The sequence below is a fragment of the Oxynema mangrovii CENA135 genome, assembly GCF_016632315.1.
In the GTDB taxonomy this organism is placed as follows: Bacteria; Cyanobacteriota; Cyanobacteriia; order Cyanobacteriales; family Laspinemataceae; genus Oxynema; species Oxynema aestuarii.
In genome coordinates this window covers 801093-826451 of sequence record NZ_JAEOXH010000003.1, presented here as the reverse complement: position 1 = coordinate 826451, position 25359 = coordinate 801093, and the positions used below count along the sequence as shown (strand labels likewise).

At 49.2% G+C, this 25359-nt stretch carries 18 protein-coding genes and 1 pseudogene; 5 read left to right on the top strand and 14 right to left on the bottom strand.

Translation table 11 applies throughout. The features are described 5' to 3' along the window. Window positions 1–95: 95 nt before the first annotated feature. The 8 genes and pseudogenes from JJD41_RS22910 to JJD41_RS25875 form a co-directional block, all read right to left on the bottom strand. A complete protein-coding gene (locus JJD41_RS22910) occupies window positions 96–686 on the bottom strand; it encodes a hypothetical protein (protein ID WP_200669892.1) in 591 nt (196 codons plus the stop codon). Window positions 687–750: 64 nt separating this feature from the next. Further along, the gene (locus JJD41_RS22905; protein WP_200669890.1) at window positions 751–1872 is read right to left on the bottom strand and encodes a type II secretion system F family protein; all 1122 of its coding nucleotides are present in this window, start codon (window positions 1870–1872) and stop codon (window positions 751–753) included. 277 nt (window positions 1873–2149) lie between these two features. Then, entirely contained in the window at window positions 2150–3247 is a 1098-nt protein-coding gene (locus tag JJD41_RS22900) for a type IV pilus twitching motility protein PilT (protein WP_200669888.1), read from the bottom strand. Window positions 3248–3470: 223 nt separating this feature from the next. Continuing rightward, a complete protein-coding gene (locus JJD41_RS22895; RefSeq protein WP_168571551.1) occupies window positions 3471–5483 on the bottom strand; it encodes a GspE/PulE family protein in 2013 nt (670 codons plus the stop codon). A 79-nt stretch (window positions 5484–5562) separates the two neighbouring features. Continuing rightward, window positions 5563–5805, bottom strand: coding sequence for a hypothetical protein (locus JJD41_RS22890; RefSeq protein WP_200669886.1), 243 nt, complete (start codon window positions 5803–5805; stop codon window positions 5563–5565). Window positions 5806–6065: 260 nt separating this feature from the next. Beyond that, window positions 6066–6641 carry a guanylate kinase gene (gmk, locus tag JJD41_RS22885; RefSeq protein WP_200669884.1) on the bottom strand — a complete coding sequence of 192 codons (576 nt, stop codon included), beginning with the start codon at window positions 6639–6641 and terminating at the stop codon, window positions 6066–6068. 125 nt (window positions 6642–6766) lie between these two features. Further along, the gene (gene remA / locus JJD41_RS22880) at window positions 6767–7027 is read right to left on the bottom strand and encodes an extracellular matrix/biofilm regulator RemA (protein ID WP_168572067.1); all 261 of its coding nucleotides are present in this window, start codon (window positions 7025–7027) and stop codon (window positions 6767–6769) included. A 183-nt stretch (window positions 7028–7210) separates the two neighbouring features. Next, window positions 7211–7378: pseudogene (locus JJD41_RS25875) on the bottom strand (extracellular matrix/biofilm biosynthesis regulator RemA family protein); the annotation flags it as partial. 192 nt (window positions 7379–7570) lie between these two features. Between JJD41_RS25875 and JJD41_RS22870 the strand changes: the two are divergent. Next, the gene (locus JJD41_RS22870; RefSeq protein WP_200669882.1) at window positions 7571–9331 is read left to right on the top strand and encodes an Rqc2 family fibronectin-binding protein; all 1761 of its coding nucleotides are present in this window, start codon (window positions 7571–7573) and stop codon (window positions 9329–9331) included. Window positions 9332–9597: 266 nt separating this feature from the next. On the opposite strand, the gene dndE is transcribed toward JJD41_RS22870, so the two are convergent. The 5 genes from dndE to dndB form a co-directional block, all read right to left on the bottom strand. Continuing rightward, window positions 9598–10017: a DNA sulfur modification protein DndE gene (gene dndE / locus JJD41_RS22865; RefSeq protein ID WP_200669880.1), complete on the bottom strand. Its 420-nt coding sequence runs from the start codon at window positions 10015–10017 to the stop codon at window positions 9598–9600. A gap of 60 nt (window positions 10018–10077) precedes the next feature. Beyond that, on the bottom strand, window positions 10078–12072 hold the full coding sequence (dndD, locus tag JJD41_RS22860; protein ID WP_200669878.1) for a DNA sulfur modification protein DndD: 1995 nt from the start codon (window positions 12070–12072) through the stop codon (window positions 10078–10080). Between the two features lie 107 nt (window positions 12073–12179). Further along, a complete protein-coding gene (gene dndC, locus JJD41_RS22855) occupies window positions 12180–13754 on the bottom strand; it encodes a DNA phosphorothioation system sulfurtransferase DndC (RefSeq protein ID WP_200669870.1) in 1575 nt (524 codons plus the stop codon). Window positions 13755–13775: 21 nt separating this feature from the next. Then, on the bottom strand, window positions 13776–14762 hold the full coding sequence (locus JJD41_RS22850; protein WP_200669865.1) for an HNH endonuclease: 987 nt from the start codon (window positions 14760–14762) through the stop codon (window positions 13776–13778). 16 nt (window positions 14763–14778) lie between these two features. Further along, window positions 14779–15861: a DNA sulfur modification protein DndB gene (gene dndB / locus JJD41_RS22845; RefSeq protein WP_200669864.1), complete on the bottom strand. Its 1083-nt coding sequence runs from the start codon at window positions 15859–15861 to the stop codon at window positions 14779–14781. Window positions 15862–16121: 260 nt separating this feature from the next. On the opposite strand from dndB, the gene JJD41_RS22840 reads away from it, so the two are divergent. The 3 genes from JJD41_RS22840 (at window position 16122) to lepB (ending at window position 23100) form a co-directional block, all read left to right on the top strand. Next, on the top strand, window positions 16122–17720 hold the full coding sequence (locus JJD41_RS22840) for a DGQHR domain-containing protein (RefSeq protein ID WP_200669863.1): 1599 nt from the start codon (window positions 16122–16124) through the stop codon (window positions 17718–17720). A 378-nt stretch (window positions 17721–18098) separates the two neighbouring features. Next, window positions 18099–20429: a S8 family serine peptidase gene (locus JJD41_RS22835; protein WP_200669862.1), complete on the top strand. Its 2331-nt coding sequence runs from the start codon at window positions 18099–18101 to the stop codon at window positions 20427–20429. Window positions 20430–20673: 244 nt separating this feature from the next. Then, complete coding sequence (gene lepB, locus JJD41_RS25935) at window positions 20674–23100, top strand: signal peptidase I (protein WP_305082420.1); 2427 nt, start codon at window positions 20674–20676, stop codon at window positions 23098–23100. 68 nt (window positions 23101–23168) lie between these two features. Here lepB and larC read toward each other — a convergent pair whose 3' ends face one another. Then, on the bottom strand, window positions 23169–24479 hold the full coding sequence (larC, locus tag JJD41_RS22815) for a nickel pincer cofactor biosynthesis protein LarC (protein WP_200669860.1): 1311 nt from the start codon (window positions 24477–24479) through the stop codon (window positions 23169–23171). 153 nt (window positions 24480–24632) lie between these two features. On the opposite strand from larC, the gene JJD41_RS22810 reads away from it, so the two are divergent. Then, a complete protein-coding gene (locus tag JJD41_RS22810; RefSeq protein WP_200669858.1) occupies window positions 24633–25271 on the top strand; it encodes an L-threonylcarbamoyladenylate synthase in 639 nt (212 codons plus the stop codon). The last annotated feature ends 88 nt before the right edge of the window (window positions 25272–25359 follow it).

Below are 25359 nucleotides of genomic sequence, written 5' to 3'. Positions count from 1 at the left end.
TCACTCGCCGTGATTGGGGATTGTTCGTGAAGCTTGTTTGGGGAGAGGCGTTGGGGGGCGATCGTCCGAACCTTCCCAGTCTCATGACCTAGATCTTATTCTGGAGAACTCAAAATTTCCTCCGACGATTCTTGAAGGTCTTCCTCGGGAACCGATACCATCTTCTGTACCAGGAAAGGAAGGGCGGCGCCAGTTAAGCCACGTCGAATCCGGTCCGGTGTTTCTTCAAAAATTACAAACAGTGGATAGATAGAATCGCTGCCTTCTCCAATAATGTATTGGTAGTGCAACGGCATGATCCATTCGTATCCGTGACTGAGCCATAACTGAGTCTGGCGCCAGCGACGGAGCAAACTCGAAAAGTCTTCGCCGGGACGGTGGATGAATACAAAGATTTCCTCACCCATTTTGACTTTCCACTCCGGATCGCACATTAAAATCGCGATCTCGCAGGGTAAACCGATGACTTCTCCTTGACTGGCGGTCAATCCGGTCGGACTGCTCGGAGAAACGGGTTCGCGGATGCGAATATTGGGTAAAGGGATGGTGATCAAGCTCTCTTGCGCGCGCCGCATACTCGGCATCATTTCCAAGTAAGGGCGATATTGCTTCAACAGCAAGATCGCATTTTCACAGTTGCTATATTCCGCTAGCAACTGTTCGTAATGATATTGTTTGACAGGCATTGTTTTTCACTCGCTCGCGATCGCATGGACGTAGGTCGTACTCCACTAAATTTTGGACATTCTTTTAGCCGAGTTTGTCGAACACTGCAAACATGGGCAGGTACATCGACATCAAAATCGAACCGACTAAGGCCGCAATCCCGACCATCATGATCGGTTCTAAGGTACTGGTCAAGCCTTTGACTGCTTGTTCGACTTCATCCTCGTAGAAATCTCCCACTTTCGAGAGCATTTTATCGAGTTCCCCCGTTTCTTCCCCAATTCTCATCATCGAAATGGCCATTCCAGGAAAGACGTTGGCGCGGTCGAAGGCTTCGGTGAGGCTTCCCCCTTGGGCGACTTCGTCTTGGGCGCCTAAAATGGCATAGCTAATGACTTTATTGCCTGCGGTTCGCGCGACGATCTCGAAACTCGATAACATGGGAACCCCCGCTCCCGTTAACATGGAAAAGGTATTGCAAAAACGGGCGACGGCTGCCAATTTGAGTAAGTTTCCAACTAACGGCAGTTTTAAAAATAAACCGTCAAAGAACAGACAACCTTTTTCCGTTTTATAGATAGTCTTAAAGATAAAAACAACTCCAAAAATTATTCCGACCAAAACCAGCATTTTTCTCCAATCCGTAGTAAAAGAACTGATGGCTAACATGAATTGGGTAAATGCGGGTAATTCGGCACCTAAATCTTCAAAAATCCCGGCAAACGTGGGCAACAAAAAGGTAGTCATGCCGTAGAATACCAGGACGGCGATCGTGCCGACGGCTTTCGGATAAGCCGATGCCGATTTAATTTCGTTTTGTAGCTTGGCCGATTTTTCCAGGGCGATCGCGAGGCGGTTGAGTACCATGTCAAGCACCCCACCAATTTCCCCGGATTCGACCATCGCACAGTAAAGATCGTCAAAAATATCCGGGAATTTTGCCATGGAAACTGACAAACTCACCCCGGTTTCAATATCAACTTTAATCTGTCTGAGTGCTTTTCTGAGTTTGGGGTTTTCTGTGGTGTCTGCGAGGGTAGATAGGGCTTTCCCTAAAGCAACCCCGGCATTAAACATCACAGATAATTGTCGAGAGAAAACGGCTTTATCTTTAACCGTCAGTTTGGCCAGAGCAATATTAAGATTCTCTTCTAACTCGGCTAAATTAAAGCCTTTAGATTTTGAAGATGCTGCATCGATGGTCATGGTTTACCTCGTAATAGACTTGAGCTTTTAGGATGCTTCAAGTAAATGATGAGAATGCCTCTTGATAATGCCTATTTTTATGGATTTTTTGTCAAGATCGCCCGTCTTTAATGAAATCAAAATCAGAGACAAACCTAGAAAAAGAGAGTTGATTCTAAAGACGGTTAAAATTGCCGTTCTTTCAAACGGGTACATTTGAAATTCATCGACAAGCCCAAAAGCGCGATCGCCTTCACCTACACTGAGAGAGAAAAGCCAATCGCGCTTGAATAGCCAACTAACCCGCCCGACCCGCTTTCGCCGCCGGAGCCGAGCCAATCAAGCGTTCGAGTTCGTCAGCTTTTACCGCTTTACTCATCGCCGCTTCCCAACTAACTTTCCCTTCCTTATAAAGTTTGGCTAAAGCCATTTCCATCGTCTGCATTCCCAGTTTCATTCCCGTTTGAATCGAGGAATAAATCATGGGTGTTTTCCCTTCTTTGATCAAGTTGCCAATGGCTGGAGTATTGACCAAAAGTTCTTGGGCACAAACGCGACCGCCGCCAATTTTTGGAATCAGGTTTTGACTGCAAATCCCTACCAAAGAAATCCCTAACTGGGCGCGAATTTGCGGTTTGACTTCTGCCGGGAATACGTCGAGCATCCGATCCACCGTCCCCGAAGCCGAGTTCGTGTGCAGGGTGCCCATGACCAAGTGACCCGTTTCTGCTGCCGATACCGCCAGGGAAATCGTCTCGAAGTCGCGCATTTCACCCACGAGGATGATATCCGGATCCTGTCGCAATGCGCCTTTGAGGGCGTTGGCGAAGCTTTTCGTATCTTCCCCTTTTTGGCGTTGGTGGAACAAACTCTTAATATTGGGAAACACGTACTCGATCGGATCTTCTACGGTAAGAATATGTTCCGATCGCGTCCGGTTGACCAAATCGAGCAGGGCTGCCATCGTCGTCGTTTTCCCCGAACCCGTCTGTCCGGTGACCAACAACATCCCCCGGGGGCGTTCGGTCATTTCTCGCAACACCATCGGCACCCCGAGTTTGTCCGCATTGGGAATCGTCGAACCCAATGCTCGCAAACACGAGGCCCAGCAGCCACGTTCTCGGTAGACATTCACCCGAAATCGGGCCAATCCTTTGACCCCATAGGCGCAGTCGAGGTCCCAATTCTGCTCTAAATGTTTGCGCTGTTGGTTGTTGAGCATTTGGAAAATCACTTGCTGGGCGTCTTCTGGCGCCAGCGCTTCGCCAAATTGGGGCTGCGGGGTTAGTTTTCCGTGAATGCGAAAGAAAATCGGCGCTCCAGCTTGGATGTGGATGTCCGAACCTCCTTGTTCGACCAAAGACTCCATGATGTCTTCAATAATCAGACCTGGCATAGTCGTCTTATCTCCCAAAAGCTTTATTCTAAGTTGACGAATCAGCCTATCTGCGGCGTGTTGCGCGCTCTAGACTGGCGATCGGTTCGGGAATGGATCTCGAACGAACCGAGTGCCACTCCCACAAACCGCGACCCTTGCGGACGATACCGCCGGGGAAGGAACGGTCGAGCCGAGGTCAATGGTGCATCGCGAGCTTGCATTCACCCCGGTGGCGTCGTCCTCAATCTTGGAAACGCGGGGTCAAACAATAAGGACAGTCGAGCCATTCTTGCTGTAGTCCCGCTCCACAATTTTTACAGGTTAAAGCGCTCTTACGCTTCGCCCTCAATTCGGCTTCGAGGCCCGTATCGGTGTAGGTGACGCGATCGACTTCTTCAAAGGTGGTCATTCCTTGACGGACTAAGTTGATACTGTACGGCAAGAGAGAAACCATGCCTTCTTCTACCGCTTTTTCCTTAATCCGTTCGGTCGGCGCCCCTTGGGTAATCAACTCGGCAACCGCTTCGGTATTCTTGAGGATTTCGTAAACCCCAACCCGTCCTTTATAACCACTGCCGCCGCATTTAGGACAGAGGTTTCCGCTACTGGCTGCGGCTTTGCGTTCTCCCGCAGAAACGACGCGGGCTTTGTAAAAGTCGATATTCGTTTCTTGAGCGGCACTCAAGCCATAACGGGCCAGTTCCTCTTTGTCCGGGTGGTAGGGTTCGCGGCATTCGCTACAAACCCGACGCATCAAGCGTTGTGCCGACACTCCGATTAATGCCCCGGCGACCATGAACGGTTCGACGCCCATTTCGTCCAAACGGGCGATCGCCCCGGCAGCATCGTTCGTGTGCAAGGTCGTCAGCACTAAGTGACCCGTCAGGGCCGCCTCGATCGCCGCTTTGGCCGTTTCTCGGTCGCGAGTCTCACCCACCAGAATGATATCCGGGTCTTGCCGCATGAACGCCCGCAACAGCGCTTCAAAGTCCAATCCTTTCGCCCGAATCACCTGACATTGGGTAATCCCGGGCAAGGCATATTCGATCGGGTCTTCGGCGGTACTGATATTCACTTCCGGGCTGTTGCGTTCCGCCAACACCGAGTATAGGGAGGTCGATTTCCCCGAACCCGTCGGCCCGGTCACCAGAATCAGTCCGAAGGGACGACTGGCAAACTCGCGCATTTTTGCCAGGGCTTCGGGTTCGCTAATCAACTTATCGAGACCGAGTTGGGTGCTCGAGTTGTCTAAAATCCGCAAACAAAGTTTTTCGCCGTAGCGACTCGGCAGGCAGTTGACCCGAAAGTCTACGGTGCGTCCTTGGAAAATCCGCCGAATCCGACCGTCTTGGGCGTTGCGGCGTTCGGCAATATCTAAATCCGAGATAATTTTGAATCGAGACGTAATTGCCGGAACGATTTTCTTCGGTAAGCGGGCAAATTCTTGCAGTACCCCGTCTTTGCGCATCCGAATCCGCAGGAATTCTTCTTGCGGTTCCACGTGAATGTCGGATACGCCGTCGGAAAGGGCTTTGGCGAGAATTTTGTTGACCGTATTGACGATCGGTGCTTCTTGGGCGCCGCGCAAGGCTGCGTCCAAGTTCATCTCGTCGCCGTCGTCGTCGGCTTCGTCGAGTTCTTCGTCTACGGTCTCAAAGGCGTCTGCATTGAGAGACAGGTCGAGCTTGTTCGCTTGAGCGGCGGCTGCCGCGCCTTTTTGAGCTTGTTCGTCGGAATATTGTTTGAGGAGTTGTTCGTAGTCTTCCGGGGCGATAACTTGCTTTCTGAGGGCGAGTCCTTGCCGCCGCAAGATTTGGTTAATTTCGTCGAGGGCGTCGAGCTTGTCGGGATCGACCATGGCCACCGACAGGGATGGGGGTTGGGTGTCGTTGCGGCTCAAGGGGATGACCCGGTGACGACGGCAAACGTCGAGGGCGATGACGTTTTCCATCAGCTCGGCGAGCTGTTCGTTGGAAATCTCGTTGATTTCCGGATCGACGGCTTCGACGCCGTAAAGGATTTTGAGTTCGAATAATTGTTGTTTTTTGTACTGGCGCAACAATTCCGGTGGAAGTTGTTTGCCCGTGATACTTTCTAGAACTTCTGTAAGTGGGCGACCTGACTTGCGGCTTTCTATTTGTGCTCGCTGGATTTGGTCGCGATCGGCATATCCAGCTTGGATGAGTTTGTTGCCGAAAGGGGAAAAGTTACTCTGAACGACTAGCGCACGTCGCTGCGATGAGAAATTAGTCATGGCCGATCGATGAGATATCCTTTTTTAGTATGCCCATAAGTTGTGGGAAATTGCCCGGAGTGCCGAGGTGGCCTCTGGGCTATTTTGACGGTAACTCGGCGATCGATCGGCTCTGGAACGGTTTCGGGGCTTGAACGAAACCCAAGCGGCGATCTCCGAGGACGATCGGCGCGTGGTGCAAGTCGTCACGATCGCACTTGTCCTGTACGTTCGATCGCGGCGATCGCCAAGCACGCCAACCGACGGTAGCGCTCGAAGGGTTGGCACGAACCGAATCGGATCGTTGGCAAATCTCTGCTAACTCGCCTCGGCCAGTCAGCATCTGGATGAATCGAGCATCGAGAATCACCTGTTGCGGTTATTCTCTTTTGCTCCCATATTAGCACTTGGTTTTCCCTTTCCTGGAGAGCGATCCCGCCGAGGGTCATCCGGGAAATCTCGCCGCACGGATGTCTCTCGGGCAGTGGTGTAGGCGATCGCTCCACGAAGGGAGGGGGCGCTTGGCGATCGACGCCCCAATTTTCTCTGATTTCCAAATTTTCTCAACCGACGGGCAAGGTCTCGCCGCTCGATCGCGGGTGTCTAGTGAACCCGACAACTGGGGGCGACGGCAAATAATGCCGCTTCCAGGGCGGCGATCGCGCGATCGAAGTCGTCGTTGACAATTTTCAAGTCGAACTCGTCAGCCGCCGCGATTTCGGCTTTGGCCCGTTGCAAGCGTCGGGCGATCGCCGCCTCCGGATCTTGTCCGCGCGCGCGGATGCGCCGTTCCAACTCTGCCTCGGACGGGGGCAAAATAAAAATCTGCATCCCTTCGGGAAAGGTCTTTCTCACTTGTCGCGCCCCTTCTAATTCGATTTCGAGCACGACTAACTTCCCTTCGGCGATCGCCCGTTCCACGGGTTGGCGCGGCGTTCCGTAATAATTCCCGGCAAACTCGGCCCATTCGAGCAGTTGACCCTCGGCGACCATGGTTTCAAATCGCTCGCGACTGACAAAATAATAATGATGTCCGTTAATTTCTCCCGGACGCGGGGGGCGGGTCGTGGCGGAAATGGATAAGTAGAGGTCGGGATGTTTGTCGAGCAGCGATCGCAACAGGGTTCCTTTCCCGACTCCACTCGGTCCGGCGAATACAATCAATCTACCAATTTGCATGGGTTTCGAGCGGTTTCGATCCTTTGTCTTGACGGTTTTCATGGGGGTCGATCGAGGGTCGTTTGCCGCGTGGAAACGACGAACGAGAAAACTTTCCAAGGGTGAAGGATCGATTCTACCAACTTCTAACTCCCATGACCATCTTTATGGGCAACGAAGCGATTGGCCACGGTCTCCGGCTGGATGGCTGAAAGGATCACGTGGCTCGAATCCATGACGATCACGGCGCGGGTTCGGCGCCCGTAGGTGGCATCGATCAGGCGGTTGCCTTCGCGGGCTTCGGTAATAATCCGCTTGATCGGAGCTGACTCGGGACTGACGATCGCGACCACGCGGTTCGCCGATACAATGTTCCCAAAACCGATATTGATTAACTGAATATCCATACACACTAAATCCCTAGCCGAGTAAAAGTTTTGTGGAAATGTATTTTGGTCGATGACAAAACGACGGGCGATCGTTTCGGGCTGGATGTACGAGAGGAAAATTGGATTATCGTCAAGAGATGGCTGGAAATTGGTTTTTTTAAAAGTGAACCCGGGGTTGTCCGTCGCACTCGCCTGGGTAATAATCACAGCCCGCGTCCGACGACCTTGGGTTTCGTCAATCAGTCGTTGATTCTCCCGAGCGGCGTTGATGATACGCTTAATGGGGGCAGAATCAGGACTGAGAATGGCCAGAACCTGCTTGGCACTGACGAGGTTACCAAAACCGATCTTGATGAGTTGAAGATCCATAACCTGCTGAGGGCTTAGCCAAGGTCGCCCCAAGAAACATCTAATTTCAATCTTATCGACAAAAATTTTGGCTTACAAGGTTAAAAAGCGCGAAAAGCTTGATTTACAACATTTTCTCAGCTTTTTTTAACTATTTTAACTGTTTGAGATTTTGGGATTTCCCTACTGCGTTCGGTTTGAGATGCTTTCCCCATGCAACCCGTTGATTTGACCACGCTTACGGCAGCTTGTAGCGAACTGCGTGCCACCTGGTTACCCGCCCGGGTCGAACAGGTGTACCAGCGCGATCGCCACACGGTTCATTTGGCTTTACGCACCCTCGAAAAACGAGGCTGGCTGACCCTTTCCTGGCACCCCCAGGCGGCCCGCATTCATATCGGCGAACCGCCGCCGCGTACCCCGGATACGTTTACGTTTAGCGACCAATTACGCCACCAACTCAACGGGTTGGCGTGGGTGGCGATCGCCCCCCTCGATCCCTGGGAACGGGCTCTCGATTTACAGTTTGCCCGGCGTCCCGGGGAACCCGTTCTCTGGCATCTCTACGTCGAAATTATGGGCAAGCGCAGTAACGCGATCTTGACCGATCGCGACGATCGCATCGTCACCGCCGCCCACCAAGTTAGCGAAAAACAATCCAGTTTGCGCCCCATTTTAACCGGACAGCCCTATGAGGTTCCCCCGGCCCTCGACGATCCGATCCCGAGTTTGGCCGAATCGCGCGATCGCTGGCAGGAACGAGTCGGTTTGATCCCCGGCCCGATCGCCCGCCAGTTGCTCAAAAGCTATCGGGGCTTGAGTTCGCGGCTGACTCGGACGATGGCGATCGCCGCCGGGATCGACCCGCAACAGTCTAGCGATCGCCTCGACGAGGTCGCTTGGGGTCGCCTGTTCGATCGCTGGCAAGATTGGCTCAAAGGGTTGGAGGCTTGCCGTCAGGGGGATTTATCCTATCTGGACCCGCGATCGCCGGGCAAGGGTTACACGGTGTTGAAGTGGGATCGGGTCGAACCCGAAACGGAAGGTGAAACGGCGCCCTCGGTACAGGTGCTGCTCGATCGCTACTACGGCGAAACCCTCGCCCGCCAAAGTTTCGAGCAACTCCACCATCAACTCAGCCAAAAAGTTGCCCAAGTTCTCCTTAAAGTGAATGCGAAAGAACGAGGATTCCGCGATCGTCTCGGCGAGTCCGAGGCGGCGGACGAATATCGACAAAAAGCGGATTTATTGATGGCGTCGTTGCATCGTTGGCAACCGGGAATGCAAACGATTACTCTCGACGATTTCGCCACGGGAAACCCGGTAAAGATCGTCCTCAATCCCGAAAAAAATGCGGTGCAAAATGCCCAAGCTCTTTACAAGCAACACCAAAAACTCAAACGGGCGAAACAGGCGGTCGAACCGTTGTTAGCCCAAGTTGTGGCGGAACGGAATTATTTAGAACAGGTGGAAGTGGCGATTTCCCAAGTTGAAGACTATCGCGACCCGTCGGATTTGGAAACCCTCGAAGATATCCGCGAGGAATTGGTGCAACAAGGCTATCTCGCCGCAGGCGATCGGCGATCGCGCGATCGCTCCCCAGACGCCGATTTCTACCGCTACACGTCCCCCAACGGCTTCGAGTTAGTCGTCGGACGCAACAACCGTCAAAATGACTTACTCAGTTTTAGGATTGCCGGAGATTACGATTTGTGGTTTCATACACAGGAGATCCCCGGCAGTCACGCTCTCTTGCGCCTCAAACCCGGCGCTGTCGCGGACGAAGCCGACTTGCAGTTTGCCGCCGACTGGGCCGCTTACTACAGTCGCGCCCGTCAAAGCGATGCCGTTCCCGTGGTCTACACCGAGCCGAAATACGTCTACAAGCCCAAAGGCGCCCAGCCGGGAATGGCGATTTACAAGCACGAACGGGTCATTTGGGGACGCCCTCAACGGCGATCGGGTCACGGTTAGGTCGCCACGGTTAGCGCGCTAAATCTGGGGAAAATTTATCAAAATTTATCGAAATGCCCCGTTTTGATAAAAATCCCTGACAATAGTAAAGTTTTGTAACAAAAAGATCCGTATCTGCTGCTACAATTAAGTCTAAGGGAAAGATAAAGGAAATACAACCTCGCTGCAAGTTTGGGAACGCGCAGTTAGGATTTCCTCATTTGACAACGACAACGCAACGTTTATTGGTTCGGCGATCGACACTCTTGGGAGAGGTCGATCGTTTTTTATTTTTTAGTTTTGCGGAGGCGATCGGGTTTTTCCGTATGGGTCGCTAAAGCGATTAAATCTTCAATTTTTTTCAGGTCCGGATCTCCGGCGAGATAACCGATTCCGCGATGAAGGTGGAGGCGAAATTGGGTGGCGAGAGTCTCGCGATCGCATCCCAAACCATCGTTTTGACAGCGTTGTTTGAGGGCGGCGAGGAGGATGTCGGACAAATCCCCGCCAAAGACCCGCCAACTCATTTCGACATTACTATCGGCGGGAATTGGAATCGGCGACGGGATACTCGGTTCGGCGAGAGAACGGCAAAAAGCCCAGCGACAAATAATATTCCACTGGTCAATTTTGGTATAACGTTTGAGTTTAGTCAGTTGGTCTTTCGCCGTTTGCGAGAGTTTGATTTGTTTGATCGGGGGTTCCATCAGTTGAAATTGATTTAAACAGTAAATGACTAATCTTGAAAGGCGATCGCGCGATCGTTTTTAGTCTTCGTTCCAGAAATAGCCCTCTTTTACCGTCGTCTGACGTTTTTTAGGGTCGTATTTCAATAAATATTCGCGGGCGATCGAGCCTTGTTCGCGCAATAGGCTCACCTCTTTTTTGCCAATTTCCGTATCGGTAGATAGCAATAATACTTGATGGGAGGCTGAGGGAAAATAGCGCTCGATTAAATTATGACGGTGGGAAGAATCTAAACGTCCTAATGGCGTATCGATCGCCACGGGTAACTGACGACCGGACACCCGCGCCAATCCCCACAAAAAGGCGATTGCCAGTAACTGTTTTTCTCCCGCAGAAAGGCGATGTTTGGGGACGGGTTGACCTTGGTTGTCGTAGAGAGAAAGGGCAAAGCTATCGGTGGCGATCGCCACTCGATGGACGAGATCGGATTTATGAAGTAGATAGCGAAAACATTCAGTGATTTCTATTTCTAATTTATTTAATTTTTTCAACGTCAGTCGTTCTTTAAACAGTTTCAACGTATGTTGAACTTTCGCCGACGCCCGGATCAGGTGTTCGTCTTGTTCTCGTTCTAAAGCCGTATTGGCGTAGTCTGCTAAATCTTTTTTTAGGGTTTCTATTTTTGCCTCCGCTTCGTTACAGCGTCGTTGTCCTCGTTCGTAATTTGCCGTTGCTTTAACGAGGTCGGCTTGGGTTTCATTCACTGCTTGTTGTAATTGTTCGTAAATCTCCGGAGAAGGGGCGGCGGCGATTTCTCGTTCTTTATTGTCGAGATCGAGTTCGACTTGGTAGAGAGTTTTGAGGGTTTCGTCTCCAAAATTGACGAAATCGGGGAGTTCTTTTTGGAGTAAAATAGAAAGGCGATCGCGGGTTTCTTCATCGAGATGCAGCCAGATATCCTCGTCGGAACCGATCGCCTCGTGGAGTTGGCGGTCTTCTTCTTCTAAAAAGGCTTTAATTTTAGCGAGTTGTTTGGAATTGACTTTAATTTCTTCAATATATTGCAAGAGGCGATCGCCGCGTTCTTTGACGAGATCTTGGGCAATTTTTGCCTGGTGTTGTTTCGTTTCGCGATCGCTTTGTTCTTCTATTTGATTCAATAACGGTTCGATTAACGCCAGGGGTAAGCTACTGGAAGATAGTTCTACCAACAATTGACGCGATCGCTCGATTTTGCCTTCCAAACGGCGTTTTTCGTGTTCTAGGGTCGTCCGTTCTGCTGCAATTTTACCCCCTTCGGAAATATATTTAAAATAGGCTTCTCTTTGAGCAGTTTCCGCGCGATCGAGTGCATTTTTTAACGAGGATAAATCTTGTTTGGCGGCGTCTAACTCTTCTCGATATTGGTTCATTTTTACTTCCATTTCATCGAGATCGGCCAACTCTTTCGCATTCGCCCACTTCTTCCTTTTTCGGCGCACTAAAATATCTAAATCGACCGATAACCGTTCGGCGAGTTCGAGTCCGAGTAAAAACTTAATTGAACCGACAACCGCCGGAGGAGGGATTTCCTGTTCGGCGAGTTCTTTAACTTGTTCGCCATCAAAGAGAAATAAATTAGAAATGCCTAATGGTAGCAAATTTTCGATATATTCATCCCAGGTATTAGTTAAATAGTCGTTTTTCCAATAATCTTCTTCAAAAATTCCCAGGGTATCTTTACCATCTTTAGGGTTTTTTGTCCAGTGACGAATGATTTGTAAATCGACGAGGCGATCGTCTTCGATATGTTGAAATACTAATTCGATTTGCGTTCTTTCTCCTAAAGGAGTGTGGCGATTGACGCATTGGGAAAGAAAGTCACTATAACTTAAATTACCCCGGGTCGAACATTGGGCGCGTTGTCCGTAAAGGGCGAGGCGAATTGCATCCATCAGTGTCGTTTTTCCGCCACCATTCATTCCCCCAAATAAAATAATCGGGCGAGTTTCGCCTTCCGTTCCCGGGGTTAAATCGATGGTTTGTTTTCCGACGTAGGGACCGAAGTTGTGGAGGACGAGTTGACGAAAAATCATGAGATTTGATGTCCGATGAAAAATGGCACGAAACAGCATTAAAACCCGCCCGGGCGGGTTTTAGGGGGTGAAATTAATTGTAGATGAATTCTGGAAGTCTGGATAACTCAGTTATCTTCTGGGGAAGGATTTTCTAAGTTCGCCTTACCAAATTTCTTTTGCGCCCAAGTTAGTTGAATTTCTTTGACGTTGGTAATGCTTCCATCATCCACGGCAGTTTTCAGATCCCGCTTACTATGAGCATTTTTAATCGCCTCCTCGCGATCGCGCGAACTGGTTTCAAAGCAATTTTCGATCGCCTCATAAATCCCAATTCGGCGGGCTTTGGTTTGATATTGATATTCCGTTCCCAGCAGTTTAGACATCAATTCGAGGTGCATGGCGTCCTCGTCGCAGAGGTCTTTTAAGGTTTCCCATTCATCGCCGCCGAGTAGTTTTTTAGAGGTTCCCAAGCGAACATCTTTAAAGGGTTCTCCGGTGACTTCCTCGTAAATCTGGGGAAGGCGATCGTCAAATTCGTGTTTTTCTTCCAGCCAGATTCGACGAATTTCACTGAGTTCTTCGTCGGTAATCAAGGTAATATCGCGCATATCTTCCGGCGCATTTTCCCTCAATTGAATCTGCGCTTCTAACACCCGACGCAACAAATATTCCCGATATTCCTTTTTATAAGGTCCCGGCATTGGTTCGACTGAGGTTGTGCCTTCTAAATTTCGTTCAAATAATTCTACTTTTCCATAAATCCGGCGAAAATCTCGCCTTTCCCGATCGTTATACAAATCTAATTCATTGCGAATATCTAATAGAGGCTGTAACCACTCTTTTTCTTCATCATTTTGGATCATTGCCTCCATTGATTTATCCTTATTAACCATCGTACAGACCCAGCAACCAAAACGAGAATCACCACAACTGGGAGTAGAGGCATCAATAACGAGAGGGCATTCTGTATCTGCGGTTGCCCCTCGATACATGGAAAATAAATCTTTATTGCTATATCCCCAAGGATTCCGCCATTGATTTAAATATAGCCAAACTTCATCAGTACGCCAATCTTCAATAGGTAAATAAATCAGTGAATTTGGACGGTTAGGATTCGTATTTAGGTGATCTCGGACTCTCCAATTTCGATGTTTAGCCATATTCATCGATCTTTGAACACTTTCTGCTTTCCGAGTTCCTAAAATTAGGATAACTTCTCCACTCGATCGGATGACCGATCGAATGAAAGAGTCTGTAGGTAAAATTTTTAAGCGTTCAGTACACCACCTGAATCGTTTTCTAGGGGCTGGGTAACCTTTACCAATTAAGCAAGACCAAAATCTATCCTTAGCAGCCGGATAAGTTAAGTGTGGTTCAATAGGCATCTGTTGTTCTAGGGCTGCTATCTTCATTTGGGATAAAGAATTGCGTACCCAAGTTGAAACAACAGGGTTTTCTACTAAAGTGTCATTAGTAGCAACATATATAGTTTTTTTTCGCTCCTCTACTGGTAAGCTAGAAATTGCATACCAAATAATCTGTAAAGTAGCGGTACTATCTTTACCTCCTGAATAGCCGACACACCAAGGGATTTCGTCCCCACAGTACAATTCTTGAATTTCTTTAGTTAATTCTTCAGTATGTTTTATAAAATCTGCTGTTGTTCTATTTTGAAATAAGGACAGTTCGTCAGAATTCATAACTAATTAATTTAGGTTTACTTACAGTTTAAATATATTTACTCTATGCCAAGATAAAGCATCAAGACTGGGAAAATACTTTTGAGAATCGGGCAAAATAATTGTCTCGCCTACAAAATCATTAATTGGTCTTGCATAAGGTGAATCTTCTTGTAAATCATTAGTTACTATTATTTTATAATCATCGTCTATAGAAAACCACCCTTTATCAAAAGCCCAATGATGATTTTTACATAAAGACAAACCATTATTTATTTTATTATCATAAAATTGCCCATAAGGTTTGATATGCGCCCCATCTACAATTGTTTGAGTTAGGGAACGCATAACTTTCAAATGACATAAAGCACATCGGTAATCATAAATATGAATTATGGATTTGCGAAAAAAAGCATCTCTAATTAGAGAACGTCGAAAACTATACTTTTTTTCTTGTCGATCACTTTCATTTTCTAAGTCTAAATTTTGGGAATTCTCCTGTTCTGATGCATAATCTTGTAATTCTTGATTTATATTTAGAATCTCTTCTAACTTATTTTGTTTTGCTGAGAACCATTTGGCTACTAAAACATCAATCAGTTCAGTTCTTGATTCTGGATCTTCCAAAATGCTGAAAAGCTCATCATCCAGACTTGCAAAATCAACATCATGTCTAAGTTTCGGGATTGATTGAGGCCGACCACCTTCATATCGATCGCTGAATTTTAAATGCCAAAATTTCCCTAATTTCCCTGTTTCATTTTTTAAGTGAAAAAAAGGCAGTGCAAAATCACTACTTTTAAATTTTCCTTTCTCAAGAATTTCCCAATATTTTCTGAAGGATTCAATTAATTCATCGGTTATAAAAATGCGATTTTCTTGAATAATACTTTGGGCAATTAAATCGATAACAGACAAAATCAAAATGGGTTTATTTAGTGCTTTACCCAAGTAAACTTGTAAATTAGAAAAACACTCAGAATAATAGGCAAGGTTACGATAAATAGATTGCGATTCTGTGTCGGTCATTTTCCTCAATTCTCCCTCAAAGCCGATCGCCCAATAACTGCTTTTCTTCTACAGTCAAAGGCAATTCAAGATGCTGTTTGAGATATGCAGTTAAATAACTGATACTCGCCGAACCCTGACAAACACGACCTTCAAACACCACACGATCGCGCCAATTTTTATTCGATCGCGACCAATCGATCGCGCGTAAACCTGCCAAACGATCGCCCCAACTTTTTCGGTCAGTTTCTAATAGCGACAATCCCACCAATCCCAACGCAGCTAACACAATTCCATGACCGTGTAAAGAATCTTCGCGCAATTCCCGGGCGCTAATTTGCCGATCGCACGCCAAACGCCAATCGGGAATCGACTGCGCCACCCGCGACCAAAACGCGATCGCCAATTCTACCGGATCCTCTCCTTCATGTAAATCGATCCGATCTGCCAACAACTGGGCCGTGGCGCGGTATAAACTCGTCAGAGTAAACAATTTCGCCGATCGCACCGGGATGTGACTGCGTTCGGTTTCCGTCAACTTGGCGAACACCTCCACCCGATCTAAGATCCCCCGCGTCACCACTGCCAGACGATCGCGCCGATTGTATAACAACGACAAAGACGGATCCGGTCGCACTGCGTGGGCGTTGAGGTCGTTAAAGACTTCCTGCGATCGCGCCAAACCCAAGTCCAGAAAGAAGATTGCGGCGATCGTCTCGTAGCCCAAATCGGGATTTTCCTTTAACGCCAACTCCAGCGCCGCCCGTCGATGTTGTCCGTCGTCGATGGTAAATCGGGCGTCCATCGGAACCCGCAATCGCCCCATTTTGCGCTCTTCTGCCTTTTCCCCCATCGGTTCAAAAGCAACCTCGCCATCAATGGACGCCGTTATCGCACAAAACGTATAAGTCTCGGGATTCTCTAAAATATAACGGGCAATTTGCCGCACCCGCGCCAGATTGAGATGTCGCCGCGATCGCGCTTGAGGTGGATTGTCCTCTCCCTCCAACGGGAATAACTTCGGCAAAAACCGCACGGGACACATGGAAACATAATATTCCCGTCCCGCTTGAATCCCCCGAATCGCAGGTAAAACGTATTCAAACGTAGTTTTCGTCATCTCTTTACCTCCTCGGCGATCGCGCGGAACGCGGCTGTGAGAACCTCTATCCCTCAAGGGGGGGGCGGTCTCGGTTTAGTGAAGCCGAAAAATTGAGTCTCGATACCTCTTGACAAATCTTTTGATTTGTGCATTTAGAGGAACACGAACTCTTCCTCGATCCTATCACTCAAATAGTTTTTAAAAACTAATGTTGAATCTTAAATTTTTTAGTGATAGTTTTTAAAAACTTAATTGTCTCCCGCACCAAATAGCCCCAGATGACCCGAAAATCCGACCCGAACGACGATCTCGGCGCCTCCATCGAACAGCACGATCGCCGCGATCGCCAACACCTCGCCCTCCTGCTCGATCGCTACGTAGGACAGCGCGATCGCCTCCTCGTGCAAACCACACAAATGGGCAATACCGAAGCTTTTATCGGATCGGTCCCCCTCGAATGGCTCGATTCTCGGGTGCGTTTCGCCTCCCAACTCCCCCTATTTCGCCAAAAATTCGACTCGCAAAGCGAGAACGTCGTCCGCGACCGAGACACCATCGATGAAATCGTCCAACGCCCCCTCGACTGGTCGCGCCAACTTCCTCTCACTTTATACCTCGTCGCCCGCGCCGCCCACAAATTCCCCGCCGTCCTCGTGGTTCTCAGTCCATCCTGGGTGGACGATTCCGACGCCCCCCAATGGGACAAACGCGGACGAGCCCGCCAATCCGCCGCCCAATTTTTACCCCTCGATAAAGACCGCAATTTGGGGGTATTAGATCTCGACGCCGACACCGCTATTTTTGCCCTGGACGGACAACACCGATTGATGGGAATTCAGGGGTTAATGACTTTACTGAAAACCGGACGACTGCAACGTTATAACAAAAATAAAAAGGCGATCGGTTCCCCCGTCACTACCGATGAAATTGCTACTCAATACCACCTCAAGCCGGGAGCATTGCAACGCCTCGCCACCGAAAAAATTGGTATTGAATTTATTCCCGCCGTCGAGAAAGGGGAAACACGAGAAGAAGCCAGACGCCGGGTGCGATCGATTTTCGTCCACGTGAATTTAATGGCGGTTAAACTCAGCAAAGGACAACTCGCCGTCCTCAACGAAGACGATGGATTTTCGATTGTCGCCCGCCAGATTGCCGTCAGCCATCCCTTATTTAAAGAAGTGAAAAATCGTAATCCTCGGGTGAATTGGGATAGTGCGACTGTTGCCAGTAAATCCACTGTGTTGACGACGTTACAAGCGCTGCAAGATATGGCGCAACGCTACTTAAGCCCGAGATTTCCTCACTGGTATCCTTCGGATAAAAAAGGGTTGATTCCTCTGCGTCCCGACGATGACGAACTCGAACTCGCTCGCCGAGAATTTAGTAATCTTTTCGATCTGCTAGGGCAATTAGGGAGTTATCAAAAACTGGAAAATGGGATCGAAACTCCAGAATTGCGCCGCTTTTCTCACGAAAAAAGTAAAGGTCAAGGAAATCTGTTATTTCGTCCGGTCGGACAAGTAGCCCTCGCCCAAGCTTTAGGGATTGTCATTTTTGAAAAACGTCACAATCCTCTCGAAATTTTCGAGAAACTAGAACGATTCGATCGCGAGGGCGGTTTCAGTCATATAGAGTTCCCGAGATCGTTATGGTACGGCATTCTTTACGATCCGAACAAACGCCGCATCCTCGTTTCCGGACGGGATTTAGCGAGTCGTTTGCTGGTCTACCTTCTTGGAGGATTGGAGGACAATATCGATATTGCCAATTTACGCCAAGATGTTGCTAAAGTACGTACTTTTGAAGAAAAAGCGATTAGTTTTGAGGGCAAATTAGTTAAACCCAAAGAGGTCGGTTTACCCGATCCCTTGTAGGAAAAATGAGTAGAATTATAGTAGAGATACGGCATTGTCGTGTCTCTACAGAAATTTGACTGATTTAGTAATGATATAGCCCTATTTTTTACCGATCGCCAAATATTTGCCGAGGTCTAAGGGCGGAGGACAGGGAAGTGTTTTAAGTTGACAACTATCGGATTTAAGTGAGTTCTTTTATGGTTTTACCATAATTTTTTTATAATTTTACCCACTCGAATCAAAAACGAGAGTGATAGAATTATAATAAACAGAATTTTTTGGACGATCGCGCGATTCTCCTTTGGAGACGCTACGCGATCGCCGTGCTTAAATAAACGCATCGAACCAAAGTTAAAGCTGGAGTGCTGACACGTTAACCTTACCGCCACTGTGACGATGTTAGACATTAGCGATTTATTTGATGAAACTTATTACCTCGGCACCAATCCCGACGTAGCCAATGCCGTATCGACGGGAACCTTAGCGAGTGGTTTTCAACATTTTCTCAGTAACGGACAATTTGAAGGACGCGACCCGAGTGTTTTTTTCGATACGGACTTTTACTTAGATCTCTATGTAGATGTCGATCTTGCCGTTTTGTTAGGAAATACGACGGCGATCGCCCATTTTGTGAACTCGGGACAGTTTGAAGGACGCGATCCGATTCGGCAATTTTTTAACGATACTTATTTACTCCGAAATCCCGATGTAGCGGCGGCGGTCGAAGCAGATATTGTAACCGCTTACCAACATTTTATCGAAGCGGGACAGTTTGAAGGACGCGACCCCGGATTCACATTCGACACGAGTTTTTATCTCGAAACCTATCCCGATATAGCGGCGGCGGTGGCGTCGGGATCTTTGAGCGCGATCGAACATTATCTTAAATTTGGTTCGGTGGAAGGTCGAGAAGCGTTCCCGATTTCGTGGGATATTCCCCTTGCGGAACCGACGGAGTTTGAAGATTTAGGAGTGCTCGGGAGTATCGAAGTTAATGATTTTATCGGGACTTTAAACTCGGAAGATCTGTATGCGTTTCGCTTGGACAATCCCGGAGAAGTGAGTATTTTTCTCGAAAATTTAAGCGCGGATGCGGATTTATTTTTATATGAAGATTTGAATAACAATCAGACGATCGATCTGGGGGAATTATTAGGGTTTTCGGAACAAGTGGGGAATCAAACAGAAACGATCGTCGATGTTTTACCGCCGGGTAATTATTCGATCGCCGTGCAGCAGTATTCGGGATCGACGAGTTACACGCTGCGGGCGTTCAACCGGGAGATCGCCACTCCCTTAGTGCCGGATAATGCGGGAAACAGTTTAGCACAAGCGCGAGATCTCGGGGCCTTGACGGGGGTACAAACCTTGAGCGATTTTGTCGGCGCCCTCGATCGCCTCGATCTGTACCGCTTCACCTTGGACGGAACGAGCGCGATTGAGGTAACTTTAGACGGGTTGAGCGCCGATGCGGACTTATTTTTAGTGCAGGATTTCAACCAAGATGGTTTAATCCTCGATCGCGTCGAAATTTTAGCGAGTTCGATCGCCGCCAGCAGCAATCCCGAGGCGATTTCCCTGCCCACCTTAGCGCCGGGAATCTTTTACATCGCCGTAGAGCAGTATACAGGGGATACCAACTACACCCTGAGCCTGTCCGCCACCCCCACCGTGGGTCTAGACACCCAAACGCCCCTCCCCGGTTTCGATCCCAATTACGGTTTCGGGTTGGTGGATGCGGCGGCAGCCGTGGCGCGGGCGATCGGCGAAACCGTGCCGTTTGCGGACGTTCCCAACCCGATCGCCAATAATTACGGGGCCGACTTGATGCGGGTTCCGGAAGTGTGGAATCGCGGCTTTACCGGGGAAGGGGTTGTCGTGGCGGTGCTCGATACGGGAATCGACCTCAAACACCCGGAATTGCAAGGGCGTTTGTGGACGAACGTCGATGAAATTCCCGGGGACGGGATCGATAACGACGGGAACGGCTTTATCGACGATGCCCGTGGTTTCGACTTTGTAGACTTCGACGGCGATCCGGCGATCGCCCTCGCCGAGGAACAACACGGAACTCATATCGCCGGAACGATCGCCGCCACCCGCGACGGAATCGACGGAACCACCTTTTTCGGTCAGCCCTTTGACGTGACCGGAATCGCTTACGGGGCAACGATTCTGCCCGTGAGGGTCTTGGGCGATCGCCAAACCTTAGACGAATTCGATCGCGCCGTCGCCGACGGGATTCGCTACGCCGTCGATAACGGCGCCCGGGTGCTCAACCTCAGCTTGGGCAACCTTCCCGGACAACCGCCCACAGAAAATATCGCCGCCGCCTTGCAATACGCCCGCGATCTCGGGGTTGTCGCCGTTATCGCCGCCGGAAACGAGAAAGACCTCGGGGCGTTCGTCCCCGACGACCCGGCGATTCGGGCCGCCCAAGACCTGGCGATCGCCGTCGGCGCCGTGGATCGCGATCGACGGGTCGCCGAGTTCTCCAACCCCGCCAGCAGTCTCCTCGGCGTTTACGATTTCGTCGTCGCCCCCGGAATTGAAATTCGTTCGACCGTTCCCGCTAATGGCTTCTTGTCGTTAGACGGAACCTCGATGGCGACCCCCCACGTCGCCGGGGTCGTCGCCCTCATGTTACAAGCCAACCCCAACTTAACCCCCGCGCAAGTCGAGCAGATCCTCGCCGAAACTGCCAATCCGCAAGGGATCCTGGTGTGATTACAATAAGGAACAACAGATCGATGCAGTAATGCTCTACTCTCCCTAGGTCGCCATGCCAAAAAAGCAAAATCGCTTCTTTCTCTATTTCCGCTTGGCGTTTGTTACTCTCGCTTTCGTCCTTTACCCCTATATCATCAATCAACTGCCTCCCTTAGAATCTCTCTTGGACGGCATACACCCTCTCGTATTAGTTGGGGGAGCGATCGTTTTTGCCCTAATTGCGATCGTCGGACCGGAGTTATTGAACACGGAAGAAACCCCCGAACCAGACTTACGCCAAGCATTTGCTCAAGAAAACCAAGAAAGCATTAAAAATCGGCTGAAAAGTGCGATCGACCAAGACAAACATATTGCCATTGGCAGTGAATATTCGCCAGAAGAGTTAGAAGGATTTAAACCAACGGCGCCCGCCTCTGGAGTTTCCCATCGGCAACAAGCTTCACTATCGCCTAAGTGGTGGCAGCGCTGGTTTAAGCCGACCCAAATCGTCCCTAAAGTTGTTGCGGACAGATTAGTACAAATTAATGGCCGACGGCAATTAGAAAATTTAAACACGGAACAAAGCACGAAGATTGCGGCAAATAAGCCGATTTTAGAAATCTTTGAAGAAGCGAAACGGCGTTTATTAATTTTAGGGGAACCGGGAAGCGGCAAAACCACAGAGTTACTGAAGTTAGCAACTGCTTTAGGTGAAGCCGCACTAAACAATACGAATCAGCCAATTCCGGTAATTTTCGAGCTTTCCGCCTGGAGGGGAGAGCCGATGTTGGCGTGGATGAGGGATGAAATAGTTGCCCGCTACGGTCTGAGTCCTCAAATTTGTGAAAAATGGTTAACAGGGGATAAAATTGTCCCTTTGCTCGATGGTTTGGACGAGTTGGGACGATATAACGATGGAATTAAAGAAGCGATTTTAGCTATTAATGCCTTACAAGAGCATTATTCCCAACAACAAGCGGGTTTGGTGATTTGTTGTCGAGTCCGAGATTATCAAAATGTTAAAGATGAAGAAAATTGCCGCATCCGTCTGAAAGGAGTCGAGCAAGCGGTCAAGCTGTGCGAGTTAACTGACGGGCAGATTCAAGATTATTTAACAAACCGCAATGTCTCTCATTTGTGGGTAGAGTTGAGATCGCATCCGGGGTTGATGGCATTGGCACACAGTCCCATGTTATTAAACCTAATGCCGATAACTTACCCAGACAAATTGCCGCCGGATTGGCCTCAAGATCGCGAAGACTGTCAAAAGCGATTATTTGATGATTTTGTGAATCGCAAACTGTATCCTCAAAAAATGGCTATTGCCCAACCTTTGGAACGCTACGATCGGGAACAAGCGAGATATTATTTGGCCTGGTTGGCGGCAAGTATGGGCAGAGAAGATATCAATAAGCGAGAATTTTTGATTGAAGAACTACAACCAAAGTGGTTAGAAACTAAACAGCAATTTCAACAATATAGGCTGATTGTCGGGCTGATTGTCGGGCTGATTGTCGGGCTGATTGTCGGGCTGATTGGAGGGCTGATTGTCGGGCTAGATACAGATATTAATTCATCGATTTACTTAACAGAAAGCTTAGATCTATCCTGGCAAAATATTAGGCGAGCTTTATCCAGTGGATTGTATTATTCACTGATTGTCGGGCTGATTGGAGGGCTGATTGGAGGGCTGATTGGAGGGCTGATTGGAGGGCTGATTGGAGGGCTGAAAACCGATCTTAAAGTTAAGACTTATCCGAATCAAGGAATTTGGGAAACAGGGATAAAATCTTTATTAACGATGGGATTAGCTGCTCCTCTTTGTCCGTTGATTTTCATTATACCAAACTGGGCGACCGGACAGCAAGTCAATATTCTTGAAGCTGTACTTCCAGGAATATTGTTCGGTGTAGTTTTAGGATATTGGAGCGGCGGTGGAGATGCATTTACTCGACACTTTAGCTTGCGATGGGTGTTGTACCGTCACGGACGCATTCCTTTGAATTATGCCGGATTTCTGACAGAGGCCAGTGAGGCTGGTCTGTTGAAACAATCGGGAGGACGCTATCGTTTTTATCACGACAAACTCCGAGAACATTTAGCCTCAACTATCGAGCTAAAACCGGAGCCATTCACCGATAAAAATCCTGAAAAATGGTATTCAAAAAGTTTTTTTGGTTTCTCAATACAAAATATAGGGCTGTTACTTTCTCTGGCTTTATTACTAACAACAGCGACCAGCATTTTAAAATTCAATCAGGATTCAGTAACTGCCATGAGTCCAGTCATCCAAAGTGCCGATCGCATTTGGTTTGACAGGCTAACTTATCCGCGTTGGCGTAGCCCCGATCGTTACCAAGTTATTACTTTTTCCACTCAAGATTTAAGAACTCAATTCCCCTACGAATTAGCTTCTCGTCGCATTATTGCCCTTCCCTGGGAAAAGTTAGAAATTCGGCAAGGTCAACTATTTCTCAACGGCAAACTTTTTAAAGACGATCGCCTAACTTTACCGCCAGATTTTACACAATCCCCCCTGACCTTGGGTATCGATGAATATTACGTTATTGGCGATAATCCCAACTATGACAATCTCCAAACCTTTGGGGTTGTGGTTCCACGGGATAATATTACAGGGCAATTGATGTTACGAATTTATCCATTCGATCGCCTAGGAGTGATTCCCTAGGGTGCCATTGAGTGAGCATTCTGGAGGACTACGCCAAAGTAGGAATGACCAGTGAACCTAAAAATGACTCAGTCTTCCCCCCGGGCATACCAAGCTTCTAAGGCACTGCGATGGACTTCTTGCCAGGGGAGACCGCGATCGCGGGCAATTTGGGCGCAGTCCTCGTATTCCGGATGGACATTGAGGACCGTTCCGGCGGCGTCGGTGGCAACTTTGATCTGAATTTCGCCATACTTTGTACTCACTTGATGAAATTCTCGGTTTAAAATCGATCGCACCTGCAGCGATCGCCGGATGCCCAAAGTCGTCGTTTCTCGGAAAATCACCGTTTCGCAAGCCGTTTGGCGATCGCGCGGACAAATCGCCGTCAGCAGGATCCCGGCGCGGGATTTCTTCATGCCGATCGCCTGCGTAAATACATCGACGGCGCCCGCATCGAACAAGCGATCGCAGGTATAGGCGATCGCCTGGGGCGAGAGGTCGTCAATTTGGGTTTCGAGGACACAGATCTCCTCCACCTTCAGATCCCGCCCGTCTGGAGTTTCCGTCGCTTCCCCAACCCACAACTGGAGGATATTCGGTAAAGCTAAATCGAGAGAACCCGCCCCCAATCCGACCCGGGCGATCGCCATCGGCGGCGGCGGACCGAAGGCTTTCGCTAACGTCACCGCGATCGCCGCCCCGGTCGGCGTCACCAACTCCTTCTCGATCCCGTTACTGTACACCGGAACCCGGCGGGATTCGAGCAACTTCAGCACCGCCGGAACCGGAACCGCAAGGCGTCCGTGAGCCACCCACACCGTCCCGCCACCCGTCGGTAACGGCGAACAATATAATTCCTCAATTCCCAACCAATCCAAACCCAAACAAGTGCCGACAATATCGACGATCGCATCCGTCGCCCCCACCTCGTGAAAATGCACCCGTTCCGGCTCGACCCCGTGAACCGCCCCTTCCGCCTCGGCGAGTTGGCGAAACACCGCCAGACTCCAGCTTTCCGCCCGTGGGGGCAGTCCCGCCGCCCGAATCATCTCTTCAATTTCCGGTAAATGGCGCGTCCGGGCCGAATGAGAAGCCTGGGGGGAATGCTCGTGGTGGTGACCGTGGTGGTGACCGTGGTGGCGATCGTGATGATGCTCGTGGTGATGCTCGTCGGGAAGGTCTGGGGAGACCGTTACAGCGAGATCGACCTCAAACTTCGTCGCCTGTTGGCCGTTGCGCCGTACTAGCGACGCCGAAAGCTCGTACTCGTCGGCGATTCCCAACTGAGCGAGGCGATCGATAAGGTAGTCTAAAGGAACGCCAGCACCGACCAAAGCGCCGAGACACATATCTCCTGCGATTCCCGTCGGACATTGAAGGTAAGCTATTGTTTTCATAAACGCGACTTTAATTAAAAAGGGGAACACTCACCCGTCTCGGTTTGATTTTCCCTATCTGTTGTTTGAAATTTATTGTTTGAGCTCTATTGTTTGAAATATTGTTTGAAATACTGTTTGAAATCAATGGTGAATGATTGCGAGGTATAAATTATGGCCACTGTTTACGAACTCCATCCCGAAAATCCTCAAGTTCGGCGCGTCGAAGAAATTAAAGAAGCGCTGCAAGATGGGGCAATCTTGCTCTATCCAACCGATACAGTTTACGCGATCGGCTGCGATATTAACGTCAAATCTGCGGTGGAACGAGTCAGACAGATCAAGCGACTGTCGAATGACAAACCACTTACATTTTTGAGTCCTTCATTGTCGAATATTGCCGCTTACGCCACAGTCACCGATCCAGCGTATCGCATTATTCGGCGTTTGATTCCCGGTCCGTTTACTTTTCTGCTGCCCGCGACCAAATTAGTGCCGAAACTGGTGATGGACCCGAAACGCAAAACGACCGGGATTCGGGTTCCGGATAGTAAAATTTGTCTGGATTTGCTCGAAGCCTTGGGCAATCCGATTATTTCGACCTCGGCCCACTTACCGGACGACGACATCGACCGCAACGGGTACGCCGGGAAAGCGGAACTGTTCGATCGCTTCGACAAGATGGTCGATGTGATTGTCGATACTGGAGAAGACCCGGGCTATCAGGTTTCGACGATTCTCGACCTGACTGGAGAGGAACCGCAAATCGTGCGCGAAGGCTTGGGAGTCGAAGAGGTCTTCAGTTTGGTGTGACCCTGGGGAATTGGGAAAATATTTTTGACACCTGTCCGATGCGGGCAGGTTTTTTTATTTCGTTTCCCCTTGATTGCGCCCTGCAGCT